Origin of the sequence: Providencia hangzhouensis, from assembly GCF_029193595.2 — a bacterium.
GTDB lineage: Bacteria > Pseudomonadota > Gammaproteobacteria > Enterobacterales > Enterobacteriaceae > Providencia > Providencia hangzhouensis.
The window spans coordinates 3,938,856-3,965,240 of the sequence record NZ_CP135052.1; the positions used below are offsets into that span (position 1 = coordinate 3,938,856).

Sequence of the window (26,385 nt, forward strand, 5' to 3'; positions counted from 1 at the left end):
CAAAAGATTAATTGAATATTCAATTCACATTAATCAATCTTTACGAACGTCTTTAAGTAATAAGTTAAAGTTAGGCTGCAATTTGAAATGTTTAACATGCTCATTAGCGACCGCATTTTGCTTCCAATTCGCCACAAATAACCAAGGGGCATCTTGATGAACAATTTTTTGTACTTGCCGATATAACTGGGCGCGCTCCTCGAGATTATTGGTGACTCGAGCTTTGTCTAATAACCTATCGAGCTGCTTGTTACTGTAATAACCAGAATTGAACCCGCCTTTATCCGGCCAAGAAGCGCTATGTAAGGTTAAAAAGGGTAAAGTATCTGGGTCATTCGTCATCCACGCCATTTCGGCCATATGCGCTTGTTTTAGACCTGCATTGACCTTTGATAGGTAAGTATTCCATTCAAAGGTTTGAATTTCGACAGATAGCCCAACCGCTTTCAGGTCTGCTTGAATGGCTGTCGCCATGGGGATCGGGTCTAGCATCCCTGAGCCCCCTTCCGTGACATAAAAAATAACTTTTTGCCCTTGAGCCCCTGCTTCTGCTATTAATTGGCGTGCTTTTTCAGGGTCATAAGGATAAGCCTTGGTTTCTGCATCAAATGCCCAATCAAATGCCGATGGGATTGGTCCTTGTGCTACCCCCGCAGAGTTCTGAAGAATGTATTTCACAATATTGTCTTTATTTACCGCATAGTTAACGGCTTGCCTCACACGCACATCATCAAACGGTGGCTGAGACGCATTGAGCATGGCATACCAAACATGAGGCCCTACGGCTTCATAAACATGAAAGCGGTTGTCATTAACAAATAATGGGACGTTATCAGCAGGGACTTCCACCATGGCATCAATTCCCCCCGATAACATTTCGGCTACCCGAGTATTGGCGTCAGTGATAGGCCGAAAAACAACATGTTTTAAACTGGGTTTACCATCCCAATAGTCTTCATTAGCGGATACGACCACCCTTTGGTTTGCGGTCCACTCATCAAACTTGAAGGGACCTGTTCCGCTAGGGTGCCGGCTAAAGTCTTTGTCATATTTCTTTACTGCTGCGGGTGAAACAATCAGCCCTGCTGGTGTCGCTAAGTTCGATAAAAACGGGGCAAACGGTTCTTTTAAGGTAAACACCACCGTTTTATCATCTGGAGTTTCTATCTTGTCTATTGCAGAAAAGAAAAATGATAATGGGAATGGCCCTGTATGGTAGTACGGGTGCTGGTTATCCAACATTCGTTCAAATGTGAATTTGACTGCATCCGCATTGAATGGGCTGCCATCATGAAATTTTATATTCTCGCGTAAATGGAAAGTATATGTGAGACCATCATCACTAACAGACCATGATTGGGCTAAAGCAGGTTCAAGCGTTAATGTACCATCCGCATTGCGAACTAACCCTTCGTACAAGTTAACCAAAATTCGAGAATCATTCGCAGCGGTTGCCACTTGTGGGTCTAATGACTGCGGCTCAGCAACTTGCCCTAATAACAAGACATCAGGATGGTTCACTGCCAATGTCGGTAGCGAAATAAAGCATAAAAGCCAAAAACTGGCTATCCACCCACATAAACGCATTTTCATTTGCTTCCCCCTGAGTGCTGACATTGCTATATGATTGTGAAGTGTGATTTGTGTCAATTTTGTTAATAATTTTATCTTTTTCTTTATTTATGATGATAAATTATATTTCAAGCAAGAATTTATAATGATAAATTTGATCAAGGTCTAATTTATGAGGTGTAAAATGACATTTTCAATTGTGGCGCGCTGCCCATTGACAGGAAAAATAGGTGCAGCGACGGCAACAGGTGGCCCTGCGGTTGGTGCATTGGTCTTACATGGCAAAAGCCAAACGGGGGCAATCGCAACTCAAGCAATGACCAACCCCATTGCTGGCTTAACAGGTATTGAATATTTGCAGCAAGGCCATAATGCGAATAAAAGCTTAAATCATCTGGTTAAGGAAGATATTGACTGTGAACGGCGACAATTAATTATTATGGATAACTATGGTGATACAGCTGATTGGACAGGTCAATATTGCTTACCTTGGTGTGGAAGTCTATCGGAACCCAACTTAGCCATTGCTGGAAATATGTTAGCTAGTGAACAAGTTTTGGATGCTATTCATCGAAGCTATCATAAAAATGCTCATCAAGATCTGGCTGATCGATTACTTATTGCCATGCAAGCTGGTGCCGATGAAGGTGGTGATTATCGAGGCATCCGCTCCGCTGCATTAAAAGTATGGAATGACCGGCAATACGCAGACATTGATATTCGCTGCGATTGGTCAGAAGCACCGCTATCAGCGCTTGAAACCATCCTTCAACAGGTTCGCTCCGAGGATTATGCTAATTTTTTCGCGCAAATCCCCACAGGAAATGAATATATCGCTAATAAGTGAAGCTATCATGGTGCATATCGACTAATAAAGTAAAATAACTGAATGATGTGTACCTGAAGTAAAAGTAACTATTTATGAAAATATTATTAACTGCATGAATAACTCTGTATTTTTTATCATTAAAGCCAGTTTAGCTTATTATTCAATTTATCATTCATTACTTAATCTTAATTATTCACTCTTGTCATACGTCCTATTACTTTTTACTATTCGTTGCCATCAGAAAATAAGTGGTTATTTTTAACAACATTAAAAATAATGAAAAACATCTATTGCTTTAAATTTATCTAATTCTATCTCATAAATGATTACGATAATTAACCTTAATAAAGACTAGGTTATTTATTTTTGTTTAGGCGCTTCACCACAGAAACAAAATAACATTTATTATCAATTGGTTATAAAACATCTCTCCAGCTAACCTAGTGGACAATATTTATGCAACCTAGCCAATCAATATTAAATACGGTTAAATACTGCAAGCCTTAACAAATGGATGATTAATAATCAAATGAACAAAAATAGCTCAAAAAGTACATTTAAAACTCATTTATATATTAATTTCCCAATTTTAGAACTTAAGGGATATTCAGAATTTTCATCTATGGTGAAATATTAATCTCCCTCTTTGACCCCCTCATCAATTATTGCCTTTAAGCTAAATTTTCATATTTACACCTGTACACTTTTAATGACATTAACATTAAAAAAATATTAATTCTTATATCTCTAAAATAAAGTAATCACCTACAAAGCCTTTACAGCACTGAGTAGATCAATTTACGTCGCATTTCATTTCAATGACCTTTATTAACAAATGCTACCGCCACTTAACAATTACAAAATATATGATAAGATCATTATCTCAATTTGAAATTATTTACTATATAAAAAACAAGATTGTTATTGAGGTTATAGATGAAAATCTCGAGAAGAAAGCTATTATTAGGGGTTGGTGCTGCTGGTGTTCTAGCAGGAGGTGCTGCGGTTGTTCCTATGATCAATCGTGAAGGTCGTTTTGAATCGACTAAATCACGCGTACCCGCTGTTGCTGGTACAGAAGGCAAATTACCAGAGTCTGCGGATGCAGTCATCATCGGTGCTGGCCTTCAAGGGATCATGACCGCAATTAACCTTGCAGAGAAAGGTCTTAATGTTGTTATCTGTGAAAAAGGTGTTGTGGGCGGTGAGCAATCAGGCCGTGCATATAGCCAAATCATCAGCTACAAAACCTCTCCAGCTATTTTCCCTTTACACCACTATGGGAAAATTCAATGGCTCGGTATGAACGAAAAAATCGGTGCTGATACCAGCTACCGTGTTCAAGGCCGCGTTGAAGTGCCTTCAAGCGAAGAAGATTTAGAAATTTCAAGAGCGTGGATTAAGTCTGCATCTGAAAACCCAGGTTTCGATACGCCTTTACGTACCCGTATGATTGAAGGTACTGAACTGGCTAATCGTCTGGTTGATGCGCAAACCCCATGGAAAATTGGTGGTTTTGAAGAAGACTCTGGTAGCCTTGACCCAGAAGTTGTTACGCCAACGATGGCAAACTACGCTAAATCAATCGGTATTCGCATCTACACTAATTGTGCAGTACGTGGTATTGAAACTGCAGGCGGCAAAATTTCTGATGTTGTCACTGAAAAAGGTGCAATCAAAACGTCTCGTGTTGTTCTGACGGGGGGTATTTGGTCGCGTCTGTTCATGGGTAACTTAGGTATTGACGTTCCAACACTAAACGTTTATCTGTCACAACAACGTATTACTGGCGTACCAGGTGCACCAAAAGGTAACGTACACTTACCTAACGGTATTCACTTCCGTGAACAAGCTGATGGGACTTATGCTGTTGCACCACGTATCTTTACCAGCTCTATCGTTAAAGACAGCTTCCTGTTAGGCCCAAGATTCCTACATGTATTAGGTGGCGGTGAATTACCATTAGAATTCTCTCTTGGTAAAGACTTATTCAACTCCTTCATGATGGCAACATCTTGGAATTTAGACGAGAAGACACCATTCGAAGAGTTCCGTACGGCAACAAATACACCAAACAATGAACACTTAGATGGCGTTCTAGAAAGACTGAGAAAAGAGTTCCCAGTATTTAAAGAGTCTAAAGTGGTTGAGCGTTGGGGTGGTACTGTTGCACCAACGGATGATGAAATTCCAATTATTTCAACCATCGAGCAGTATCCAGGTCTGGTCATCAACACCGCTACAGGCTGGGGTATGACAGAAAGCCCTGCATCTGGTCGATTAACGGCTGAGTTGTTAATGGGTGAAACACCATTTATCGACCCTACGCCGTATAAACTTTCTCGTTTTAACTAAAAAACGGGGAAAATAACGATTTTTACTGTGGATCTATTAGCGAATAGTTTAAAGTTAAATGAAAGTTTAATTTTTGATAAAATTAATAGATCCTATTTACTTTGATAATGTTAAGGAGTTTACATGCGCTATAAAACTTTATTGCTTTCTCTGCCTTTGATTTTAGGTGTAGCAAGTGCGAATGCAGCTGATGATGTTAAACGCGTTCCAGTGAAAGGATTCCCTATCTCTGAATCAGTAGAAATCAATGCGGGCAACCTCATTTTCCTAAGCGGAAAAGTTCCTTCTAAAATCTCTGCAGACGCTAAAGAAGGCGTTTTAGAGTCTTATGGTAATACCGAAGCACAAACAATCAACGTATTAAAACAAATCCAAGCTAACCTCGAAGGTATGGGTTTGACAATGAATGACGTTGTTAAAATGCAAGTATTTTTAGTTGGTGGTGAAGAAACTCAAGGTACTATGGACTTCGCTGGCTTCATGGCCGGTTACAATAAGTTCTATGAGTCTGAGAAAATTACTAATCTGCCAGCTCGTTCTACCTTCCAAGTCGCTAAACTGGCTAACCCAGCTTGGAGAGTAGAAATAGAAGTGACAGCGGTACGCCCTGCTGCAAAAAAATAAGTTATTCAATAACGAATAGCTAAACGATAATGAGGCATAGCAATGTGCCTCGTTATAATAACACTTCTTAATTGCCACATCTTTCAACATTCCCTCACAGACTGTCATTATTGCTTCCTGTATGCTATTGCTTAAAGTTCTTCAATAAATAAACGTGCTATGCTGCAATCATTAGCACTGCAATCATTAGCACTGCAATCATTAGGGTAAAAATGAGTCATCGCATCAAATAAGGCAATATATGATTAAAGAGTCTCTCAAGATCCACGGTAAAAAACAGTTTGAAATCAAACAAAAAGTTCTATTGCCTCGTAAATCAAAAGAGATCCGCTATCAGGTCGAAAGTTTTTTCTTTCTTCCATCATCATTGCAAGTCAACCCTGATCTATACACGCCATCAAGCCTTCAACGTAGCCTCAAAAACTATATCCGCTTAAGCCCACCCACGGTTAAGCTTTCAGCTTTACCAGAAGAAAATGGCGAATTAGATGACTTAAAACGCTGGTTAGAACAATGTGACCCATTAAACCCACCCTCATTGGACGAGTATGAGAACAAGTTAAAACGCTATGCTTTAACCTTTAAGCGCACGGTACGAATTAATGTCAAAATGATAAGCCAAAACGCCCAACGACAAACAGATGAATACTTAACCGAGTTTATGGCGAACATGGCGAAATGCCTCGGGGTTTATCGGGCGTTAGCGCCACTGGCGGGAAAAATTGAAGAAAGCATTCGCTCAAATGCATTTTCTTATTGCGACGAATTTATGACCTACTACACCATGAATTATTTGCGTGATTTATTAGCTGAGAAGCAAATACCGTTACGTGAAGAAATCCGTCATTTTTGGTATCAAGAAATGCGTTACCTAAAGAAACAATACCCTGATTGTTTTCCCAGTGATGAAACTGATGCCGAATTAGTGACATATCGTCGCAATTTATTGAAAAAATACATCAATCGCTACCTTTACTTAGAGATCCGCCATAAACGTGGGTTGCCATTATTATTGCACTCCATTTATGGTATCGCTGCAGCAATCTCAATGATTTTTGCCACGTTAATCGCCTTTCTTTGGCAAGGAAAATATGGCGCATTGAGTGCAAATTTATTTTTAGCTATGGTTATTGGCTATATTTTCAAAGATAGGCTGAAAGAAATCGGTCGTGAGCAACTCTATCGCGTTTTCCAAAAGTGGATCCCGGATAGACAGCTACGTATTTATCGTGAAGGTGTTAAGGCCCCTGTCGGGCTATGCAAAGAGTCTTTTCGCTTCATCAGTGAAAACATGCTCTCCCCTGATATCCGTGAAATGCGACAAAAATCCCATTGGGTTAATTTAGTTAATGTCCAACGTATGGAAGATATCCTGTATTACCGCAAAGATGTATTGCTTCATAACCGCCATTCGGTGTTTGAAAAAAACCAATCATCAATTGCTGATATCACACGCTTTAATATTTCAGATTTTCTAAAATATATCGATATTAGCTATGAAGAACTCACTGTAAATGATGATGAACCTACAATCATTGGTGAAAAGGTCTACCATATTTACCTTTGCCGCCGTGTCACAATTAACAAAAAAACCTACAATGAGCTGGCGCGTTTAGTGGTTAATGCCGATGGGATAAAACGCTTAGAAGTGTTGCAATCACTAGATTTACTGACAACCGATGAAGACATTGAAATTTCACCGCAATGAATTCATTCTGCCACTAACGGTCTTCTATTCGGTAATATTCCCATTCATTTAGGTTGTAGCCAACACCGCTACAGCTCAAACTATGATAACCATTTAATTTTCTAAATCATTCGAACTGTAGCAAGGCGGCAAGAGAAGATATCTCGGGGAGCATACAAAAGTATGTGACCCGGAGTAGCTGAACGTAGCCAACACCGCTACAGCTCGAAGGATGATAACCATTTAATTTTCTAAATCATTCGAACTGTAGCAAGGCGGCAAGAGAAGATATCTCGGGGAGCATACAAAAGTATGTGACCCGAGTAGCTGAGCGTAGCCAACACCGCTACAGCTCGAAGGATGACGAAAATTTAGTAGTAGAGAGCAATATACTGATCATCCACCCGTTTAATATCAACCGGAGTATCAAAAATATCCTCAATAATGTCAGATTTCATGATCTCTTCTGGCTTACCGTGATAAGACAGGCGACCGTTTCTCAGAGCGACAATATAGTCCGAATAAACGGAAGCGAAATTTATATCGTGGATTACTAAGATAATGGTTTTGCCTAGCTCATCTGCCGCTTTACGCAGCAGTTTCATCATGATCACCGCATGTTTCATATCCAGGTTATTCAATGGCTCATCAAGTAAAACATATTCTGTATCTTGACATAAAACCATTGCGACATAAGCCCGTTGGCGTTGGCCACCCGATAATTCATCTAAATAACGGTGACGTAAATCTGACAAATTTAGAAAAGAGAGTGACTCATCAATTTTCTTTTTATCGTCAATGGTTAAACGGCCTTTAGTGTATGGGTAACGCCCAAAACCAACCAATTCCTCGACTGTTAAACGGCTGGCAAATTGATTTTCTTGGCGTAAAACTGACAAACATTTCGCTAATTTATCACTCGGTGTTGTCGATACGTCTAAATCATTCACTTTGACGTAACCACCGTAATCAGGCTGTAACAAGCGCCCAATTATCGACAACAGTGTTGATTTACCTGCACCATTAGGCCCGATGATTGAGGTAATACCGCTATTTTTAATTGTTGTTGTTACGTTATCTAAGACTTTAGTATCCTGATAACTTTTCGATATCTGACTAATTTCAATCATACTAAAACCTTCTTAACACCATATAAATAAAGAAAATACCGCCGACAAATTCGATAACAACTGATAATGTCCCAGCCATATTTAAGCCATATTCTAGAATCAACTGCCCACCAATCAACGCAATGACACCAAGTAGAAAGGAAACGGGTAGCAAATAGCGGTGCTGGCTACTGCCAGCCACTAAATAAGCTAAATTCGCGACCATCAAACCTAAGAATGTTAAAGGCCCAACTAATGCTGTAGAAACTGCAACTAATATTGAAATAAGCAACAAAATGACAGTGACTTGCTGGCGATAATTAATCCCTAGATTCACCGCATTGGCTTGCCCTAACGCGATAACATCAAAACAATAACGCATGCGCCACAATAGGACACCTACGACTGCCGTGATCATTAATGTGAATAGAATTAGCTCAGGTGTTCCCTTTGTGAAGGTGGCAAACATCCGGCTTTGTAAAATGGAAAATTCATTAGGGTCCATTAAACGCTGCAGCAATGTCGCTACGCTGCGAAATAATGTGCCAAGAATGATACCCACCATCAATACTAGGTTGATATTCATTTTAACTGACACAAATAACCAGCGGTAGAGCAGAACAGAGAACAGTACAAGTAGTGTGGACTCTAATAGAAACTTACCAATATTCAATAACCAAGAGGATGGAAAACTCTCACTATAGAAGATAAAAATGGTTTGTAATAATACAAACAATGCTTCTAATCCCATGATAGATGGGGTTAATATCTTATTATTAGCAATCGTTTGAAAGAGAACTGTTGAAACCCCAGCCGAGAAAGCTACCACAATCATGGTGAGAACAATATAGCCTCGATGCGGCAAAATATAAGCAAGATTGCTACCCAAATTGACCGTCATATAAAGCACAATGGATAGCAGCGATAGTGCCAGTAGTATCCATATTCTTTGCAACGGCGTTACCCCTTTTTTAGGTAACGCTATTGATGAATTAACTTTTTGCATAACGTTGTTGCTTCAACAATAAATATAAAAAAATCACCGCGCCAACGACACCTAAAATCACACTTGCTGGGATTTCAAATGGATAGCGAATTAAGCGCCCAATAATGTCACACAGTAAAACTAAGCCACCACCAGCAATACAAATCCATGGGATGGTTTTACGTATGTTATCGCCCATCACTAAGCTCACGAGATTTGGAATAATTAAGCCTAGGAAAGGTAATGCCCCGACCACCACGACCACGACGCCACTGATTAAAGCGATAATCGATAAACCAATGGTCATCACTTTGCGATAATTTAGGCCAACATTAATTGAAAACTCACGTCCCATACCAGCCACCGTAAAGCTATCGGCAATCCAGCAAGCAATTAATGTTAATATTCCCACTAACCACAAAAGTTCATATCGGCCTTGAATGATGCTAGAAAAGTCACCGCTCATCCATGCACCAAGAGATTGTAGTAAGTCGAAGTAATAAGCGGTAAAAATGGTCAATGCGCTAATAACTGCCCCTAACATAATCCCCACCAGTGGAACTATCAGGGCAGATTTTAAAATCACACGACGTAATAGCACCATAAACAACATGGTGCCAAGAAGTGCAAAACCGCTGGCCACCACCATTTTAGTCATAATACTTGCTGCTGGGAAAAGCACCATGACGACCAATAAACCTAAACTGGCTGACTGGGTTGTTCCTGCGAGGGAAGGTTCAACAAAACGGTTTTGTGTTAATAATTGCATGATTAGCCCAGCAACACTCATGGCGCTACCAGCTAAAATCAAGGAGACGGTTCGGGGAATTCGGCTAATAAAAAAGATGTCTTGCATCTCTGGGTCGGTGAAAAGCGAAACGGGTGACACGTCACCCGCTCCAATAAACAAGCTTAATACCGCTAAAACAAATAACGCGATAATTCCACAAAAAAGATAAAGCGTTTTCATCGGTTATTTTGCTTGGCTCTTCTCTAATGCTGTATTGATATCGTCCATTAACTGAGAATAAGTTTGGATCCCACCAGCAATATATACTGCAGTTGGGTCAAGGTAAGTAATTTGGCCTTTTTCCCATGCAGCGGTTTTTCTAACTAATGCGTTATCTAATACTTCCGCAGCAGGCTGTGCATCCGTTTTGCCAATTGCGCTGTCACGGTCGATAACAAATAACCAGTCTGGGTTTAATTTCACCAGTAATTCTGCATTAACGATATTACCGTGGCGACCCGTGTTTTCTTCAAACACATAAGCAGGTTCAAAACCTAATACATCAAAGATAAAACCGAAACGAGAACCTGGTCCATACGCAGAAATTTTACCGCCACTAACTAAGATTACCATCGCTTTACCCGCAGTCGGCGCTTTAGCTTTGATACCTTCAATTTTAGTATTGAAATCAGAAATCAGTTTTTTGGCTTGTTCTTCTTTACCGAATAGCGCGCCAAGTTCATTAGTACGTTCAGTTAAGCTACCAATAAAGTTTTTGTTATCAATATCTAATGAAATAGTTGGTGCAACACCGCTGAGTTTGTCATAGGCATCACGAGCACGGCTACCACCTAAAATCAGGTCAGGCTTAGCATTACTTAAAGCTTCATAAGCAGGTTCAAATAATGTCCCGCCATTGACGTATTCAGAACCACTGTATTTAGTTAAGAACTCAGGGAAGTGAACGTTGGTTTGTGGAACACCGGCAACTGGTGCCCCGAGTGCATCCATGATGTCCAATGTTTCCATGTTCATCACCATGACTTTTTGCGGATGACGAGGAATTTCAGTTTTGCCTTGGGCATGTTCTATTGTGATAGTTTGTTTTTCTGCGACTTGAGCTGTTTCTGTCGTGTCTTTTGCGTTATCACAACCAGCTAACACTAACGCAGATAACAACGCAATACCCGAAACTAATGATTTTGCAAACATCTAATTTCCTCCGTCCATCGATAAAAGTACTGATGATAAAATTTGGTGATCCACAATGTAGCGTATATTACACGCAAACAAGCGCAAATGATATTAGTTTGCATTTGCATTCACTAAAAAGTTGTTGCAACGCACAAAAACATCAATTTAATTCGTTGAATCTATGAATTTTAAAGTGTTAAAAGGCAAGAGCGAGATAAAAAAACGAGGAGAACTCTATAAAAGAAAGGGTTGGCAGTTTGTTACGACACTTAATTCAAAAATAAATAGGTTGAGTTTTCTACTGTACGTGCTTGCTTAGCGAATTTTATTACAGTTAGGCGACATAAAATCGTCATCTCAACCTATTTATCATTAACAACCATTTAAAGACTTATTATTGCGAATCATCCAGTCGCCCATTTTCACTGAGCTGAGAGCTGATATCTTCAAGGAACCAATCAATTGGTGTTCCCATCAAAAATGCAAGTTTAAACAAATGAAACAAATCAATCTTGATTTTGCCTCTTTCATAGCGTGAGATCTGTTGTTGACTAACACCTAATAACTGAGCTAACTGAAACCCTGTATACCCCAGTTCTCTACGCTTTTCTAAGATCCTCTGACCTACCATATAATGGATTTTTTCACTGCCATTTTCTGAATACATATTTTCACCATTTATTAAGGCACAGTTAAAATAAGGGCTGCGGCACCTTCAAACTGACCGGCTTGAACTCGGCCATTAGTACCTAATACAGCTTTCATGGTTACCGAATTTGTTCCACCAGCAGGCACATGAATTCTGTAACCAGCTTCTCCTGGCGTATCGTTTCCACCTAGATACAAATTCGCGTATAAACTGTTATCTGGTCGTAAATTAACACGGCCATTTGTCACGTTAACACCTGTGGCAATCACTAGCACATCCATCGCTAAGTTACAGGTCACACTAATGTTTACTTGTTTTGATTGACCAGCAAGTTCAGCTTCACTAATCGAACCAAAGTTAATATCAGGGATCGTATTGTTAATCTTACAAGCCCCAATCGGTGGAGGCGCAATACCACATAATGAGCCGGGAATTAACCCACCGTTACTCGTAACCCCAGTACGATCTTGGTAAAACAGCCCCACACATTCCTGATTATTCTGTAGCCTAACCCCAGTATGAACAGCCCACTGTGTTGCTGGAGCTGTCGCCTTTGCCAAAACACCGGGTATATTCTGAACGTCACGCATGTATTCATACCTAGAAATTTCGGCCAACTCGACGGTTGCCGCCCCTGGTGTTCCAGCAGCTGTATGCTTATGGCTTATGGTGAGATAGCATTTCGACCACCTAAAGCAAGGATTACGCGTAGTTGGCAATTCAGGGTCCCAGCGAGCAATGACGTACTTATAGTTTGCATCCCCATTATTTGGGTTATTACCGGGCTTTGATTCAGTGATATAGGAAAAAACAGAGGCTGATGCAGTAGATGAAAACATGACTGCACCAATTAATAGCGATAAAAATACTTTCATATTAGTTCACAGCCTTATTATTCATAATCTAATTTAAATGTTGCTACAGCACTGTAAGGGCCTACTTTTATTGTCTTATTTGCAATAGCATCCGGTTCACCTTTTAAATAGGCATAGAACCTCAATTGGTTAGCACCATCTTGTAACGTTAACTTCGAGCCTTTCTGGTCAATAGCCAGTGGTGTTTTATCTGAGTTTTGTAACCCCACTGCGAAACCAGATGCAACACTACCTGTTGATAATGCAATAAAACCAGGAAGTGCAAGATTAGGTGTTCCTGAAAACGTCACTTCCACAAATTTGCCTATCGTTGTGTCACAGTCGGCCAGTTTAATCGCAAACTCTTTAGGCGGAGTTTCACCATAGGCGTAAAAGTTTTTTTCTGGTGTATCAAAAAATTCCATCAGGATGTTTTCATCACCCGGTAAAATAGTGCAGGGTTCCTCCACTAAATTACCGATAATCCTTAAATTATCAGGCACAGCGAAAGCAGTGCTAACGTTGATAAGTAAGGCACTAGCTACTGCACATTGAATTAGTTTGTTCATTATTGGTACTCCGCTAGCAATGTCCCTGTTGCGGCAAAGCCTCCTTCAGGCAACGTAACTCCCAATCTTTTCACAGGAACAACCTCTAAAACAGGTGGTTGCCCATAGCTAATCTTTAACGGTTTATTAATTTCAAAACCGAGGCCATTTTGGGTAATACGCATGCCAAGATCTCGAACATTAGTTTCCAGTGCCGACTTATCAAAATCTGTTGCTGTCCCTTTGATAGTTAGCATTAAGTCCCAACCTTTTAAGTTTTCTTCACACTTCAATGCGTAATTAATCGGTTTCGCAAAGTTAACGCCATCAACCTTATGTAAACCAATGTCTTTGTATTCGATGACGTGAACTTTATCTTCAAAAACAGTGCAAGGCGGTGGAAGTAACAAGGTTCCAGTAAATTCCACATCGTTTGCCATCGCAGCGCTAACAGGTATAACTAACAAACTCATTATCAGAGGAAGTCTTTTCATTATTTTTTTCATTATTTTCCCCTCACTGATAATCAAGTTTGATAGTGACGCCCGCATGAAAAACCCCACCCTTTGTTAATGTTGTGGATAAATCACGAACAGGTATGGCTTCAAATTGAGGGGCATTTGGATACACAAACTTAATTTCTTGGTTTAATCGAAGTTTGCTTCCGTTATAACGAAAAGCGATCCCTAAACCTTGAATGTCTGTTTCAATCGCACCACTATCAAAGGAGGCAGGAATACCAACCAACGTCATTTTCATTTGTGATGTCGGTCTTTTTTCACAATCAATATTGTAATTTATCGATTTTGCATAGGCGTTACCGTCAATCCGTGTACTCATGATTTCGTCAAAATTAACTTTGATTATATTTCCGCCATTAATTTTGCAAGGTGGTGGTGCCAAAACAACCCCTTTAATCGGTACGGTTATCATACCTGGCGTAATTGTCGCCCTTGTACTTCCTGATGGGCTAATACGCGAATCGGGTAATCCTGCATAGGAAACCGATGTAAAAAATATTCCAGCGAGACATGATGCCAGCAGGTACCGCTGCTTATTTAAATCACTCATAATCCACCTTAAAGTCCATTACGGCGCTGAAACTTCCTTCCGTCAGTTTTTCGGGAGTTCTCACTGGCGTTACAAAATATTGAAGTGTGCCTTGCGGTGCATCGAGAAATTGTGGACGACCACGACTTCCTAGCCTGATATCTTCTCGTTGTGCATCCGTCACTTCTAACGCCACGCCAGAGACACCTTTTACACTTAACATTTCTGGAAAATGCTTATCCGATACGGCAACAAAAGAAACCGTTATCACCGGTTGCATTGCATCCCATAGTGCACGACCCGTTCGAGTGTCTTTCATTCGACTTTCCGTACGAATGCAGTGCCTAAATTCTAATTCGAATGACACTGGCTCAGCTCTATCACCAGGTTTACGGAGTGAATAAGAAGGGATCTCCCCTAGAGACACTTCTTGGCGCTTTGAATTGGTCACATCCATCGTACAAGGTGCCTCGGTCATCATGCCATTTACTGTCAATGTTCCGTGTAATCCATCAATATCCCAGCTACTTATTCCAAAGGTAAATACTGGAACTAAGCCAAATAAGATAGTGCTGAACTGGAGAGTCCTTTTCATACATTATTCTCCGTTATCTGTCCGTCGAAGATTCAACTTTGCAAGTTGTACCGGCGCAACCAAACGTCAATTTAGGCCTTCCACCATAATCATTGATATAAGTTAGAACTGGTTTTGCCCCCATGGCACTTGCGCTACCCTTAAGCATTCCGTTACTTTTTGGTGAGATCATCACAGGCTCAAATTGCTTCACCGTATCTCCACCCACTCTTGAACTTGCATCCACAATCGTGACAAAGTAAGCAGTTGGATTTGTGATTTCGTAGGCATCTCCTTTACGCGTTAACGTAATTTTTTCCTGCCATGGATTTTCTAAATCCGTACGAGTGGCGTATAACGCTTTTGGTCTATAAAACAATTTAATACGCGTCTGTAATGCAATCTGTAAAACGTTAGCTTCTTTACTACGTGGTGGAATCTCTCGTAAGTTAAAGTAATAAACACTTTCTCTGTCCTGAGGTAATGTAGCGATATCAGGAAGAGATTGAATTTTAACCTGGCTACCTTCACCTGGTTCTACACGTTGAACTGGTGGTAAAACCGTGAGTGGGCTTTCAATTTTGTTACCATTAGCGTCTTCAATCCAACCCTGCGCAAGATAAGGTAATTCTGTGTTTTCATTCTTAATATTCAAGCTAATGGTTTTTTCAGTCCCATTATAAATAACGCGTGTTCTATCAAGTGCAATAGCAGCCAGAGCCTGCCCGCATAGCACCGCAGATAACGTGATTGTTGTAGTAAAAAATGCAATTTTTTTAATATTCATAAGTACCAACTATTTATAAAATCAAGCAACTTGGGTTACTCTGTATAATCTGTGCTGTAAGCAATATCCGGTGGTTTTAATAACCAACGCTGACTCGGCGCTACGCCCTGTTTAATCGGCGCAGGCTTGTAAACTGGAGCAGACTGCCCAACAGGAACGGCTTTTGCTGGCATATACCCAGGTTCAACACTTGGGCTGTTTGTACACGGTAATAACAGTGAGTTAAATTCAGCCGTGGTAATATTTTCTGGAACCTGAATTTTGCATTGCACACTTCCATCCCAATACACATCTAAAACTTCATTTGGGTTGATACCTGAGATATACACAGACCCATTATCAGTTACGATACCGAGCTCTCTATTCTTCTCATTTCTCACGGTGGCACCGAATGGCGGATAACTTCCATCTGCCAATGCCAATCTCACCATGGTTTTAATACCCGATAACACTTCAAACTCGCGGTAACCTACAGCCCCTTCAGTCAGCGTAATTGGCTGAGATGTCCGGATGGCTTCTACGTTGTCAGGCAATTGAGTCACATCAATGGATGTACTGGTACGATAGTAATCACTGATATCAGCAACTACCGCTTTACCAAAAATATTGGTTTCAGTGGTCGGCCCAAAACCTTGAATAGGCACATTTTTCACCCCCTCAGTTCCCACCATCACACGGCTTCCACCTGGGGTATTAATGCGGTGCAATGCAGCACCATGCCCTGTGACTGTAGCACCACCTTGTAAAGAAAATGCAGCTGAGGTAGTATCGCCATTGATATAGCTGGTACTTGCAGTAAGTGTTGCTAAATCAGCGTAACGTGTATAGAAACCATCAATAGTTCCACGGCCTCGGTTACTTACCCCAGTACCCACGCGATAGTTCGTCTTATCATCAATGGAATCAAAATAACTGACGGTGTGTGAGTTACCATCTCTTGTCACCATATTGTTGTAGCTAATTGACGCTCTATCTGCCCAAGGCAAAGAAAGATTCATATATAGCCCGTCGTCATTATTTCTATTATCAAATTTGTTACGGAATGCCGTTAAACTTAAGTTGATATTTTTAAAACGACCAATATCAAAATATTTCGCAATAGAAAGGTTATAACGTTTTGCCGCTGGCTTATTCCAATAGGTTTCGTGGTTATAGTTCAGATACGCGGTCAGATCTGCACTGGTGAAATACTTATTAAATGTAATCGTATACAGCTCTTTACTATTATCGAATTCCACACCTCTATAACGACGATCGAGGTACTGGTTCATACTCATAAAGTCACGTTCAGAGAATCGGTATCCTGCGAAAGTGACTTGGCTATCATAGTCTTCAAAACGTTTTGAATAACTTAAGCGATACGATGCCCCCGTATAGATTTTGTTATCTGTTTTCAGTTTCGCGCGTGACTCGGTGACATCGAATGAAATTGCACCAAAGGCGAGTAAATCTCGACCAACACCGAGTGATAACGCGTTATAGTCACCTGCTGCTATTGCACCGCCGAATAATGACCAACCGTTGGAGACCCCCCAGCTAAATTCCCCCGTAACAAACCCTTGCCCTTCTGTTTCATGTTCCATATTATTCGGTCGTCCACCTGCAATCTTAAACAGAACTGAGCCTGGACGAGTTAAATAAGGAATAGAGGCGGTATTCATTTGAAATTCTTGTACAGAGCCATCTTGCTCTTCGACGCGTACATCTAATTTACCGCTAACCGCATCACTTAAATCTTGAATACGGAAAGGCCCCGGAGCAACTTGTGTTTCATAAATAACACGTCCTTGCTGAGTCACGATCACTTTTGCATTGGTTCTTGCAACGCCAGTCACCTCCGGTGCATAGCCACGTAGGTTTGGTGGTAGCATTCTTTCATCAGAGATCAGGCTGGCCCCCATATAACGGAACGAGTCAAATAGTCCTGAACGTAAAAATTGCTCACCCATCGTGAGCTTTGCATTTAGCTCTTTTACTGCTCTATAGGCATAATATTGGCTCCAATCCCATTTACGGTCGGTCGATTGCCCATTAGTGCGATTATAACTTGCTTGCCAATCTGCCCTAAAACGCCACGCACCAAGGTTAAAGCCAGTTGTACCGTTACCAGTAACTGACTGGGTATTGGCTGAATCCGCAGGCCTTGTTAAGTTAGCATTCAAGTTATAGTCAAAAATTAGGGCGGGTACACCTTCATCCCAACGAGATGGCGGATCCCAGTTATCAGAAGTAAATTCGATATAAGCCTGAGGTACAGTAATTGTGACTGTTTCTTTGGCTAAAGAACCGCTTACTGTCATTCCAGGGATCGTTTCTGGAATTAAACATTGGCCATTTTTAGCAAACTCAACCTTTTTCTTCCATTCATCGCGCAAAGCAATATGTTCAACAACATCTGGCGTTAAACAAGGCTCCGTCATACTTGGATCATTAGGATCCTCGATATATTCAATATCAAAAATGTCAGCTAAGTCGCGATTATTTAAATTAATTTTAAATGGATATTTCCCTGGCATAACATAGCCCGCACGAGAGAACTCGTTTAAGGAAATATTTTTTTTATCCTGAAGATCTAAAACATCTGTATTAAACTCAATACTATCATTATTTGCATTAGCTAAATTTATATGAGCAATAGCAAGAAACACCATGGTAGCAACAGGCGTTAAAAAATAACTTACTGAGTTATTAAATACTTTATTTTTACTTTTTAATTGCAGAGCCATAATAGTCCCTTAGTAATAACTCAGTAATAATCCATTTTAAAACGGATAGTTGTCTGATAATTCCCTGGTTTTAAACGTTTATTATTAGATACTACCCGCACCTTATAATGCAGAGTTGTATTGCCTGCGCTAATGGGTAAATCAGGCATTGCTCTACCAGGTATAGCTACATTTCCAGCTGTATCAGAAATTTTTACTGACAATCCATTTGCATGCCCAAAAACATCGAAGTTACGGCCATCTGTTGGACCATCGAATGTAATATTGAAAGTTTGCCAATTAGGAGTTCCAGGAGTTACCGGTGTTAAAACACAATTGATAAGGCGTATAGAGAAATCACTTGTAGGACTTTCTCTGTCGTGAATTATCTGGCTAACCGGTACAGTCGTTATGTTAACTGATTGATCTCGGCTATCTGCATCTATTGCACAAGGGCTCTCAATGATTGAACCGCCCATGGTAACAGTTCCTTTGAACTGACTTTGTGCCCGAGAATTTTGATTTTGCGCACTAACTATCGGGGCAAATATCATTCCTGAAAGCACCATGACAATGATGCCAAAGTGATTCATAGCGACTCCATTTCAACTTAATAACCAATTTCAATGCATTAAAATTAGTGCCCATACATCCTTGTACGGGCTATACCAATTACTGGTAGCTCAGAGCAAATGTTGCAATTGCATCAAATTCACCTGGTACAGCTGGTTTGTTTGCTGCATCATCATCGCCTTGCAAATAAGCTTGGAAACGCAATGTGTTCGCACCAGTTAATAAAGTTTGAGATGGTGATTTAGCACCTAAAGCAATTTTAGTTCCGTTGTAATCAGTGATCACGATACCCGCGTTTTTCGCAGTACCAGCAATAGCTAAACCATCAGTTACCGAAGTACTTGGAATACCAGTAAATGTAGTTTGAACAGTTTTCAGAGTTGTGATGTCACACTGCTCTAATTGGATATTGAAGTCACGAGCAATACTTTTACCGCCACCGTTTAATGCAGACGTCGCGATAGCACCCATTTGTACTTCAAATGCTTGAGAACCTGGTGGAATTGAGCAAGGAGCATCAATAATTGAACCTTTGAAAGTGACTTGACCGCCACCTTGGTTTGCAGAAGCAGAACCAGCAACTACTGCCAGACCTAAACCTAATACTAAAGCAAGTTTATTTAATTTCATTTTATACATTTCCATTAGATAAAAAAGACGACACAAATTAAAATAATGAGTTATTATCAATCTGATTATTTTAATTTTTTCTTAAAATATATTCGATTAGTAAATATTAAGGATTGACACTAATAACTATTCCTATTTATCAAACTCCATTAATAAATAAAATAATTAAACAATGCATCAATGCGGTGCCATTATTATATCTCATTCTAGTTATGTCAAATCTGAAGATTAATTAACTACTCACATTGTAAGTTAGTGATATATATATATAATCCAGAGAATACTCTATTTTAAATACTCCATTACTGGATAAACGAGTGATGTACATCTAATTAAACCGACCTTTTTTTAATAAAAAACCACAAAATAAACCCAATCATTACTAATAAAGTTTTTTATACTCATAAAACGGGTTCTTATTAGTGAAAAAAAATGAGGTGGAAGATAATAATAAAACTAGAATTAGATAAAATCATTAAAACGAAAAGTTTACTGAAAAATAATTAATCAGAAACATCTCAAAAAAAACAATTAAATATTTTCATAATGTTTCTTAATTCACTGATTGTTACATTTAAGCCAAAAAGAAAAACAAACATAAAACAATAAATATCATATAGATACATTAAATTTTTGTGTTTTTTATATGAATAGCACCTAGAAAACAATAATATAATAAAACATTTTTTTAAATTGAAATGAAAATAGAAACAATTAAGAACAAACAAATTAAATAAGTATCTACTAGAAAAAAACTTCATTGCAAAATATTTCAAATGGTAATAAAAAGTAATTTTCAATAAATCTATAATTATATAAATCTTATCTTTAAGCCTCAAAAAACCCAAAAATTGGCTCCTATAATTACAATTAGGTTATTTTTTAAGATTAACTAACTAAATTAATATACGTTGGATAAAGTCAGTTTCTAGAAAACCCACCATGAATAAACAGAACACCTTAAGTTATTCTCGATAATTACATCACTGACCTAATGGTGATAGTTAAAATATAGAGGCTATACATTTAAGTAAAAATACCAATAAAAAATATTGGAATTAAAATATGATTAAATTAGACGTTATTGAGCAAAATAGAAGATAGATTGATCTCTAGCAGATTAAAAACAATCTGTGCTAGCTTAGTTTGATGTTAATACGTTTTTGTTTTCCTGATAGGCTACTCATTGGGTGGTCATGTGATGTAGGTAAAAAGCCTTATCATGCTCGAAGCACTTGCGAATCGGCAAATAACCGCTAACTAATCAGGATGTGAGATAAGAAGTTAAAAATTTACTGCCATTTCGTCGCATCAGAGTTTGAGGCGATTCCCAACAAGGATGACATTTCTTCGATTACGCTATGAGAACTGCTCCTCAATAGTGTTATTGGATTAGTTTTTCAGCTGTAAAGCAACATACAACAATACCTTACTTTCAATCGTTAATAGATCTAATTTTGTTATCTCAGATATCCTTTTTAAACGATAATCTAATGTATTTCTATGAATAAACAACTCGTTAGCTGTTTCACGAGATAATAAATTATTTTTAAACCAGACTGTTAATGTTTTAATTAGCACACCATTAGAATCTTCATGTAATAATGTATTCAATGGTTTTAATAGTTCTTCTGAAGACCATTTAAAATTTAAACCGTATAATAAAACCGGTAGCATAATATCTTGGTAACAGTAAATTTTTAACTGAGGTTTCTTAGCTTTCCCTACTTGCATGGTAATTTTAGCCGTCTCATATGATTTTTTAATCGATTCCTCTGCGGGCTCTAAAAAAAAATTACCTAATGATATTTTCACTTGTAATTTAAATAACTTCTGAATGTCTGATTCTAATTTTATAATTTTCTTTTTTGCATTATCAATATCCCATCGATTGAACTTATTTAGCGCAGGAGTTAAACAAACAATTTCCGTCAAAGATTGAATAGCGACTAAGTTATCAGGATTCTTATATTCAATTAGCTTTTTAATTTCTTGCAATTCACTAAATGCACTATTCACACCTAATTGGCCACTATCTAATTCAATAATTATAGCAACTCGTGGAATAGAAAAATTAATATTAAGCTTTTTAGACCATTCAGTTATATTATCGGGAATTGTTCCATTTTCGATATAAGTTAGAATAATTTCTTCTTTAAAACGATCGTTTAAATTCAAATGGTTATAAATCTCTGCCTGCTCTAGCATCATTACGGCTGTCATTGAAACCAACTCCCCAAATTGTTTAATTTGGGTTGGTTCTCCTGTTAATCCTATTACACCTATAATTTTACTATTCAAATAAAGAGGTAAATTAACACCTGGTTTAACCCCATGTAAATGATTTGCAGTGGCGTCATCAATAACAACCGTTCGCTTTTGCTTTATTGCAAGCAAAGCGCCTTCATGAAATTCTCCTAATCTATTACTATCTCCACTTCCTATAATACATCCAGTTTCATCCATAACATTAATATTGCAATCAATAATCTTCATGGTTCTATCAACGATTTCTTGCGCTAATTTGGAGGTAAGACAATAATCATACATATTTCAACCTCTTTTACTGGTGCTGTAAAATAGAAACAAGATTTTAAACTATAAGTTTTAATAATGTTTATTATTAATTTAATTGGTTCCAGTATTCAATATTCATTGAAAAAATCAAGAAAAATAAATTCAATTCAAAATAAAGCAAACAAAGCTAAATTTTCAAATTATTACTTCAATTCTTGTTGTCAATTTTAATATTCAACGTATTCGCTATATTTTTAGTACAATTAAATAAATTACTTTCAGCGTTATTCAGTGCTTCTTTTAGTGAACTGATTTTATGCAAAATACTAAACGCTGAATCAATACCATATTGTTGTAAATGACTGAGGTCATCACCAAGGCTTCCAACAATGGCAATAACGGGTATTTTATGTTTTCTAGCTAACTGAGCGACGCCGAAAGGCACTTTGCCATTCAAACTTTGGCTATCTAATCGCCCTTCCCCTGTAATGACTAAACTCGCCCCTACCATATGTGATTCAAGGTTCAAGGTTTGTGCAATAATATCAAAGCCAGGCTTAAGTTCCGCTTTTAGGAAAGCAAGTAAAGCTGCTCCCATCCCTCCTGCTGCACCGGCTCCTGCAATATAATGAACCTCAACATGCAAATCTCGCTTAATGATATCTGCGAAATGTTCTAAATTTTTGTCTAACATTTCAATATGTTCATTTGTCGCACCCTTTTGGGGGCCAAATATTACAGATGCACCATTTTTACCAATCAATGGGTTCGAAACATCGCAAGCAATACTAAATTGACAAGCTTTTATCCTAGGGTCTATTGTACTGACATCAATACACGCTAAGTCGGCAAGTGCTTGTCCTCCTAATTTAATTTGTTGCCCATGTGAATCTAATAATTTGGCCCCAAGTGCTTGCAACATTCCTGCTCCGCCATCATTAGTTGCACTCCCGCCTATACCAATAATAATCTGCTTTACCCCAGTATCTAGGCAGGCTTTTATCAATTCTCCTGTTCCATATGATGTCGTAAGTAACGGGTTTCTTAATTCAACAGGGACTAGCTCTAGCCCACTTGCCGCAGCCATTTCTATAAATGCTTGCTGCTTATTTTGAGATAAACCATAGAATGCTTGAACACTCGTGCCTAAAGGACCAATAACATCAAGGTGATAGATTTCGCCATGGGTAGCCTCAACCATCGTCACAACAGTGCCTTCACCTCCATCCGCAATAGGACACTTTACATAAGTTGCATGTGGAAATACCTCTTTGAACCCGTTCTCAATAACCGTTGCGACTTTCAATGCAGATAAACTCTCTTTAAATGAGTCAGGTGCAATGACTATTTTCATAAAAATAATCCTTTAGAAATTTTTATTATCAATAAGTTAAAAATTCAGGTGGGTATTGCCCCACCTGATACGACTTTTTATTATTTCGGTTCATCAAGTAACAGGATCATAATTAAGCCAATCACCGCACAGATACCAAAGTAAGAGAAAACAGCATCAAACTTACCAGTCATATCTAACAATAGCCCTGCCATCATAGGTGAAACGAAGCCACCTAAGTTTCCTCCACTATTCACAACAGATATCGCAATTGGGTAGTTATTATTATCAGCAACTCCCATTGGATAAGCAGTAAATGCAGGCCAGCCAATATTCAAGAATAAACCAACCGAGAAAAGGGCAAGCGCAACTGCAGTCGTACTTTCAGGAACATTCAACATCACTAACATCATGGCAATCGTCGCTACTGCGGTAAATAGCATCGTAGGTTTACGACGACGACCAAAAACTTTATCAGAAATCCAGCCACCAAAAATCGAACCGATAAACCCACCAACAAATGGCATTGATGCAACAAAGCCCATCTTCATAAATGAAAAGCCTTTTTCATTCACCAGATAAGAAGGTATCCAGGTTAATATTCCATATAAAATACTGACCATCATGAAATAAGAAATGGTATTACACCAAATATTTTTAGATTTAAATATTTGGGAAGCTGAACTTAATGGTGTGACTGATTTAACACGAATAAATTTATCTAGCGTATTAAATTTAGGACTCAGAACAATATTGCCTTCTATTTTCTTTTCTGCAATTTCTGAATTATCGGCACGAATATAATCTAATTCACTTTGTGAAACAAAGCGGCTTTCCTCTGGTTTTGTTCTAACAAATAAATACCAAATAATAGCGAGAAAAATACCGGGAATAGCAAACAGAATAAAGACCCAGCGCCATCCATAAGTTAATGCAATCCAAACGACTAATGGTGGAACAATAATCGGAGCAAACATCGTTGAAGCAATATAAACCCCAGTGGCAGTTGCTTTTTCTTTTGCTGGAAACCAGTTATTAATTGTCGACGTTAACCCGACAGGAGTTGGCGCTTCTGCCATACCTAGGCCGAGACGCAACCACTTAATTGCAAAGGCAGATTGGGCTAAGCCAATAAACCAAGTCATGGCGGAGAAACCGAGAATGGATAATGACACCATTCCTCTGATCCCACGTTTTGCCATCCAAAAGCCCGCGGGTATTTGGCATAAAGCATAACCGAGGAAAAACATACTCGCGAGAGATCCCGCTTCTAAATTAGTTAATTTAAACTCATCAGTAATAAAAGGTAGAACCGCACCAATATTACTTCTGTCTGCATAATTTACAGCATAGACGATAAAAATCAGGGCTAATACCACCCAACGATAATTCGTCTTTGGCTTAATCGGATTTGAATTTATCATTATTTTCGCTCCAGAGCAGTTTATTATTTAATACACGTTTTATTACCTGCTTTTTTAAGAATGAAACGATCCCTGCTAATTCATTAAAATTAACATTTAGGAACGTTATTTAATTTAAACTTACTTCAAATAATTTTATTTACTCGACAAGCTATGCATTGTTTCTTTTAATAAAGGATACAGCCCATTGTAAATATTAAACTGCTTGTCATAAGTATCTTGTGTTTTTTTATCTTGATTTGGTGTGAATGTGATATCTTCTGTTTTTATAATCGGTAAATCAGGGTCATTAATGCCACAGAAAAAACCAGCTCCTGTCGCACCAACCATTGCGGCGCCAAAAGCCGCTGCGTCTGCTGTTTGGGCAATATTATATTCAACCTGAAGAATATCCGCTTTAATTTGAGTCCATAATGTATTACGTGATCCACCTCCTACGCTGAGTAATTCATCTAATATCACTCCCCATTTTTCATTAGCAATATTCAAGATCTGTTTTAGACCATATGCTGTACCTTCAAATGCCGCCCTGACCATATCATCGCGAGTATGATTTAGACGTAAGCCTATCCATGCTCCCGATGCATTAACATCCCAAATAGGGCTACGTTCTCCAGCTAAATAAGGCAGATAAATTAAGCCATTGGCACCAGGTACTGATGATTTTGAAAATATTTCCAACTGTTCATGGTCATTAACTTCCGGCCAAATAGCCTGATTTAACCAACTGAATGTTCCCCCTGTTGTCGACATCGCACCATGGGCCAACCATTGATTGGGGACGATGTGGTACCGGTTCATAAAACGAGGATCAAAATTTGGCTCTTCTAAGCAAAACGTAATGACTCCCGATGTTCCTGTTGATTCAAAAGCCGTTTCAGGGTCAAGTAACCCAACCGCGAATGCTGCAGCGGCGGTATCTGCCGACCCTAAAATAATTGGCGTATTTTCTTTTAATCCCGTTTCTTGAGCGGCTTCTTTACTCACTTTACCAACCACAGAGGTGCATTGGTAAATCGGCGGCAAAATATCGTGATTAAACTTCCAATACCTTAATAATTCTTTTGACCACTTAGGAGCTTTCGCCAAAACCACTGCGCCAGAATACGCAGCTTGGGTCGGGTCAATGGCGGCTTTTTGGCTCCCTAACTTTAAAGATAAAAAACTATTAAGTAGCACGACTTTATGAACTTTTTGCATTAATTCCGGCTGTTGTTCTTGTAGCCATCCTAACGTTCCTACCCAACATGCAGACGGACTTGGGCTATTACAAGAAAGCGCCCGAACATGCGTTATATTTTCCCCAAGTGTTTGCTGTATGAAGCCTTCGGAACGCCCATCGAGGTAAGTAATCCCATTTGCGACAGGTTTATTATGTTTATCCAATAAAACCAGCGTTGGGCAAGCAACAGAGAAACTCACAGATACGATATTCTTTACTTGAGAAGTCACTTCTTTAACTGCATCTGCGGTCTTTCTCCAAAAATCATTTAAGTCAATTTCATGATTTTTGGGAGATTTGGAAATAATATTGGTATCACGTGAAGCCTTTGCCAATAATTCTCCATGGAAATTAAACGCACAAACTTTCACACTACTGCTACCTGCATCAATTCCCAAATAGACACTGTCCATCATGCTGCCTCCAACGCCTGC

At 38.9% G+C, this 26,385-nt stretch carries 23 protein-coding genes; 4 read left to right on the plus strand and 19 right to left on the minus strand.

Features of this window, described 5'->3' with window-relative positions; genetic code table 11:
* Window positions 1–33: 33 nt before the first annotated feature.
* Entirely contained in the window at window positions 34–1,593 is a 1,560-nt protein-coding gene (locus PZ638_RS18005) for an ABC transporter substrate-binding protein (RefSeq protein ID WP_144140543.1), read from the minus strand.
* A 163-nt stretch (window positions 1,594–1,756) separates the two neighbouring features.
* On the opposite strand from PZ638_RS18005, the gene PZ638_RS18010 reads away from it, so the two are divergent.
* The 4 genes from PZ638_RS18010 (at window position 1,757) to PZ638_RS18025 (ending at window position 7,088) form a co-directional block, all read left to right on the plus strand.
* Complete coding sequence (locus PZ638_RS18010) at window positions 1,757–2,419, plus strand: DUF1028 domain-containing protein (RefSeq protein ID WP_144140545.1); 663 nt, start codon at window positions 1,757–1,759, stop codon at window positions 2,417–2,419.
* A 918-nt stretch (window positions 2,420–3,337) separates the two neighbouring features.
* Window positions 3,338–4,756 carry an NAD(P)/FAD-dependent oxidoreductase gene (locus PZ638_RS18015; protein WP_004259261.1) on the plus strand — a complete coding sequence of 473 codons (1,419 nt, stop codon included), beginning with the start codon at window positions 3,338–3,340 and terminating at the stop codon, window positions 4,754–4,756.
* Between the two features lie 123 nt (window positions 4,757–4,879).
* The gene (locus PZ638_RS18020; protein ID WP_004259262.1) at window positions 4,880–5,380 is read left to right on the plus strand and encodes a RidA family protein; all 501 of its coding nucleotides are present in this window, start codon (window positions 4,880–4,882) and stop codon (window positions 5,378–5,380) included.
* Window positions 5,381–5,621: 241 nt separating this feature from the next.
* On the plus strand, window positions 5,622–7,088 hold the full coding sequence (locus tag PZ638_RS18025; RefSeq protein WP_144140547.1) for a hypothetical protein: 1,467 nt from the start codon (window positions 5,622–5,624) through the stop codon (window positions 7,086–7,088).
* 350 nt (window positions 7,089–7,438) lie between these two features.
* Here PZ638_RS18025 and PZ638_RS18030 read toward each other — a convergent pair whose 3' ends face one another.
* The 18 genes from PZ638_RS18030 to PZ638_RS18115 all read right to left on the minus strand — a co-directional run bounded on the left by PZ638_RS18030 (window position 7,439) and on the right by PZ638_RS18115 (window position 26,367).
* A complete protein-coding gene (locus PZ638_RS18030; RefSeq protein WP_144140549.1) occupies window positions 7,439–8,197 on the minus strand; it encodes an iron ABC transporter ATP-binding protein in 759 nt (252 codons plus the stop codon).
* 1 nt (window position 8,198) lies between these two features.
* On the minus strand, window positions 8,199–9,182 hold the full coding sequence (locus PZ638_RS18035) for an iron chelate uptake ABC transporter family permease subunit (RefSeq protein ID WP_004259269.1): 984 nt from the start codon (window positions 9,180–9,182) through the stop codon (window positions 8,199–8,201).
* A complete protein-coding gene (locus tag PZ638_RS18040; RefSeq protein ID WP_112307546.1) occupies window positions 9,169–10,131 on the minus strand; it encodes an ABC transporter permease in 963 nt (320 codons plus the stop codon). Before PZ638_RS18040 ends, PZ638_RS18035 begins: the two co-directional genes overlap by 14 nt.
* A gap of 3 nt (window positions 10,132–10,134) precedes the next feature.
* Window positions 10,135–11,103: a siderophore ABC transporter substrate-binding protein gene (locus tag PZ638_RS18045; protein ID WP_004259275.1), complete on the minus strand. Its 969-nt coding sequence runs from the start codon at window positions 11,101–11,103 to the stop codon at window positions 10,135–10,137.
* A 376-nt stretch (window positions 11,104–11,479) separates the two neighbouring features.
* Entirely contained in the window at window positions 11,480–11,752 is a 273-nt protein-coding gene (locus tag PZ638_RS18050) for a helix-turn-helix domain-containing protein (protein WP_112307547.1), read from the minus strand.
* 14 nt (window positions 11,753–11,766) lie between these two features.
* Window positions 11,767–12,609 carry an MrpH family fimbial adhesin gene (locus tag PZ638_RS18055; RefSeq protein WP_004259287.1) on the minus strand — a complete coding sequence of 281 codons (843 nt, stop codon included), beginning with the start codon at window positions 12,607–12,609 and terminating at the stop codon, window positions 11,767–11,769.
* Window positions 12,610–12,626: 17 nt separating this feature from the next.
* Complete coding sequence (locus PZ638_RS18060) at window positions 12,627–13,157, minus strand: fimbrial protein (RefSeq protein WP_004259289.1); 531 nt, start codon at window positions 13,155–13,157, stop codon at window positions 12,627–12,629.
* Entirely contained in the window at window positions 13,157–13,642 is a 486-nt protein-coding gene (locus tag PZ638_RS18065) for a fimbrial protein (RefSeq protein ID WP_036958061.1), read from the minus strand. The genes PZ638_RS18060 and PZ638_RS18065 overlap by 1 nt, the downstream gene beginning before the upstream one ends.
* Before the next feature lie 10 nt (window positions 13,643–13,652).
* Window positions 13,653–14,207, minus strand: a complete 555-nt coding sequence (locus PZ638_RS18070) for a fimbrial protein (protein WP_004259293.1) — start codon at window positions 14,205–14,207, stop codon at window positions 13,653–13,655.
* Window positions 14,200–14,781 (minus strand): fimbrial protein, encoded by a 582-nt coding sequence (locus PZ638_RS18075; RefSeq protein ID WP_004259295.1) that lies wholly within the window; start codon window positions 14,779–14,781, stop codon window positions 14,200–14,202. Before PZ638_RS18075 ends, PZ638_RS18070 begins: the two co-directional genes overlap by 8 nt.
* A gap of 13 nt (window positions 14,782–14,794) precedes the next feature.
* Window positions 14,795–15,547 carry a fimbria/pilus periplasmic chaperone gene (locus PZ638_RS18080; RefSeq protein WP_004259296.1) on the minus strand — a complete coding sequence of 251 codons (753 nt, stop codon included), beginning with the start codon at window positions 15,545–15,547 and terminating at the stop codon, window positions 14,795–14,797.
* Window positions 15,548–15,582: 35 nt separating this feature from the next.
* A complete protein-coding gene (locus tag PZ638_RS18085) occupies window positions 15,583–18,273 on the minus strand; it encodes an outer membrane usher protein (protein WP_004259298.1) in 2,691 nt (896 codons plus the stop codon).
* Between the two features lie 20 nt (window positions 18,274–18,293).
* Window positions 18,294–18,845: a fimbrial protein gene (locus PZ638_RS18090; protein ID WP_004259299.1), complete on the minus strand. Its 552-nt coding sequence runs from the start codon at window positions 18,843–18,845 to the stop codon at window positions 18,294–18,296.
* A gap of 79 nt (window positions 18,846–18,924) precedes the next feature.
* Complete coding sequence (locus tag PZ638_RS18095) at window positions 18,925–19,455, minus strand: fimbrial protein (RefSeq protein WP_036958062.1); 531 nt, start codon at window positions 19,453–19,455, stop codon at window positions 18,925–18,927.
* Window positions 19,456–20,847: 1,392 nt separating this feature from the next.
* Complete coding sequence (locus tag PZ638_RS18100) at window positions 20,848–22,005, minus strand: sugar diacid recognition domain-containing protein (protein ID WP_110591140.1); 1,158 nt, start codon at window positions 22,003–22,005, stop codon at window positions 20,848–20,850.
* A gap of 175 nt (window positions 22,006–22,180) precedes the next feature.
* Window positions 22,181–23,326: a glycerate kinase gene (locus PZ638_RS18105; protein WP_004259307.1), complete on the minus strand. Its 1,146-nt coding sequence runs from the start codon at window positions 23,324–23,326 to the stop codon at window positions 22,181–22,183.
* A gap of 80 nt (window positions 23,327–23,406) precedes the next feature.
* Window positions 23,407–24,729: an MFS transporter gene (locus PZ638_RS18110; RefSeq protein WP_004259309.1), complete on the minus strand. Its 1,323-nt coding sequence runs from the start codon at window positions 24,727–24,729 to the stop codon at window positions 23,407–23,409.
* Between the two features lie 135 nt (window positions 24,730–24,864).
* Entirely contained in the window at window positions 24,865–26,367 is a 1,503-nt protein-coding gene (locus tag PZ638_RS18115; RefSeq protein ID WP_096864455.1) for a xylulokinase, read from the minus strand.
* Window positions 26,368–26,385 lie beyond the last annotated feature (18 nt).

Excerpts from the sequence above, each read along its gene's own strand:
- PZ638_RS18035 (WP_004259269.1), bottom strand. The coding sequence starts at position 9,182 with ATGCAAAAAGTTAATTCATCAATAGCGTTACCTAAAAAAGGGGTAACG.
- PZ638_RS18070 (WP_004259293.1), bottom strand. The coding sequence starts at position 14,207 with ATGAGTGATTTAAATAAGCAGCGGTACCTGCTGGCATCATGTCTCGCT.
- PZ638_RS18065 (WP_036958061.1), bottom strand. The coding sequence starts at position 13,642 with ATGAAAAAAATAATGAAAAGACTTCCTCTGATAATGAGTTTGTTAGTT.
- PZ638_RS18030 (WP_144140549.1), bottom strand. The coding sequence starts at position 8,197 with ATGATTGAAATTAGTCAGATATCGAAAAGTTATCAGGATACTAAAGTC.
- PZ638_RS18005 (WP_144140543.1), bottom strand. The coding sequence starts at position 1,593 with ATGAAAATGCGTTTATGTGGGTGGATAGCCAGTTTTTGGCTTTTATGC.
- PZ638_RS18015 (WP_004259261.1), top strand. The coding sequence starts at position 3,338 with ATGAAAATCTCGAGAAGAAAGCTATTATTAGGGGTTGGTGCTGCTGGT.
- PZ638_RS18025 (WP_144140547.1), top strand. The coding sequence starts at position 5,622 with ATGATTAAAGAGTCTCTCAAGATCCACGGTAAAAAACAGTTTGAAATC.
- PZ638_RS18045 (WP_004259275.1), bottom strand. The coding sequence starts at position 11,103 with ATGTTTGCAAAATCATTAGTTTCGGGTATTGCGTTGTTATCTGCGTTA.
- PZ638_RS18105 (WP_004259307.1), bottom strand. The coding sequence starts at position 23,326 with ATGAAAATAGTCATTGCACCTGACTCATTTAAAGAGAGTTTATCTGCA.
- PZ638_RS18095 (WP_036958062.1), bottom strand. The coding sequence starts at position 19,455 with ATGAAATTAAATAAACTTGCTTTAGTATTAGGTTTAGGTCTGGCAGTA.
- PZ638_RS18040 (WP_112307546.1), bottom strand. The coding sequence starts at position 10,131 with ATGAAAACGCTTTATCTTTTTTGTGGAATTATCGCGTTATTTGTTTTA.
- PZ638_RS18010 (WP_144140545.1), top strand. The coding sequence starts at position 1,757 with ATGACATTTTCAATTGTGGCGCGCTGCCCATTGACAGGAAAAATAGGT.
- PZ638_RS18020 (WP_004259262.1), top strand. The coding sequence starts at position 4,880 with ATGCGCTATAAAACTTTATTGCTTTCTCTGCCTTTGATTTTAGGTGTA.
- PZ638_RS18080 (WP_004259296.1), bottom strand. The coding sequence starts at position 15,547 with ATGAATATTAAAAAAATTGCATTTTTTACTACAACAATCACGTTATCT.
- PZ638_RS18100 (WP_110591140.1), bottom strand. The coding sequence starts at position 22,005 with ATGTATGATTATTGTCTTACCTCCAAATTAGCGCAAGAAATCGTTGAT.
- PZ638_RS18115 (WP_096864455.1), bottom strand. The coding sequence starts at position 26,367 with ATGATGGACAGTGTCTATTTGGGAATTGATGCAGGTAGCAGTAGTGTG.
- PZ638_RS18050 (WP_112307547.1), bottom strand. The coding sequence starts at position 11,752 with ATGTATTCAGAAAATGGCAGTGAAAAAATCCATTATATGGTAGGTCAG.
- PZ638_RS18075 (WP_004259295.1), bottom strand. The coding sequence starts at position 14,781 with ATGAAAAGGACTCTCCAGTTCAGCACTATCTTATTTGGCTTAGTTCCA.
- PZ638_RS18110 (WP_004259309.1), bottom strand. The coding sequence starts at position 24,729 with ATGATAAATTCAAATCCGATTAAGCCAAAGACGAATTATCGTTGGGTG.
- PZ638_RS18085 (WP_004259298.1), bottom strand. The coding sequence starts at position 18,273 with ATGGCTCTGCAATTAAAAAGTAAAAATAAAGTATTTAATAACTCAGTA.
- PZ638_RS18090 (WP_004259299.1), bottom strand. The coding sequence starts at position 18,845 with ATGAATCACTTTGGCATCATTGTCATGGTGCTTTCAGGAATGATATTT.
- PZ638_RS18060 (WP_004259289.1), bottom strand. The coding sequence starts at position 13,157 with ATGAACAAACTAATTCAATGTGCAGTAGCTAGTGCCTTACTTATCAAC.
- PZ638_RS18055 (WP_004259287.1), bottom strand. The coding sequence starts at position 12,609 with ATGAAAGTATTTTTATCGCTATTAATTGGTGCAGTCATGTTTTCATCT.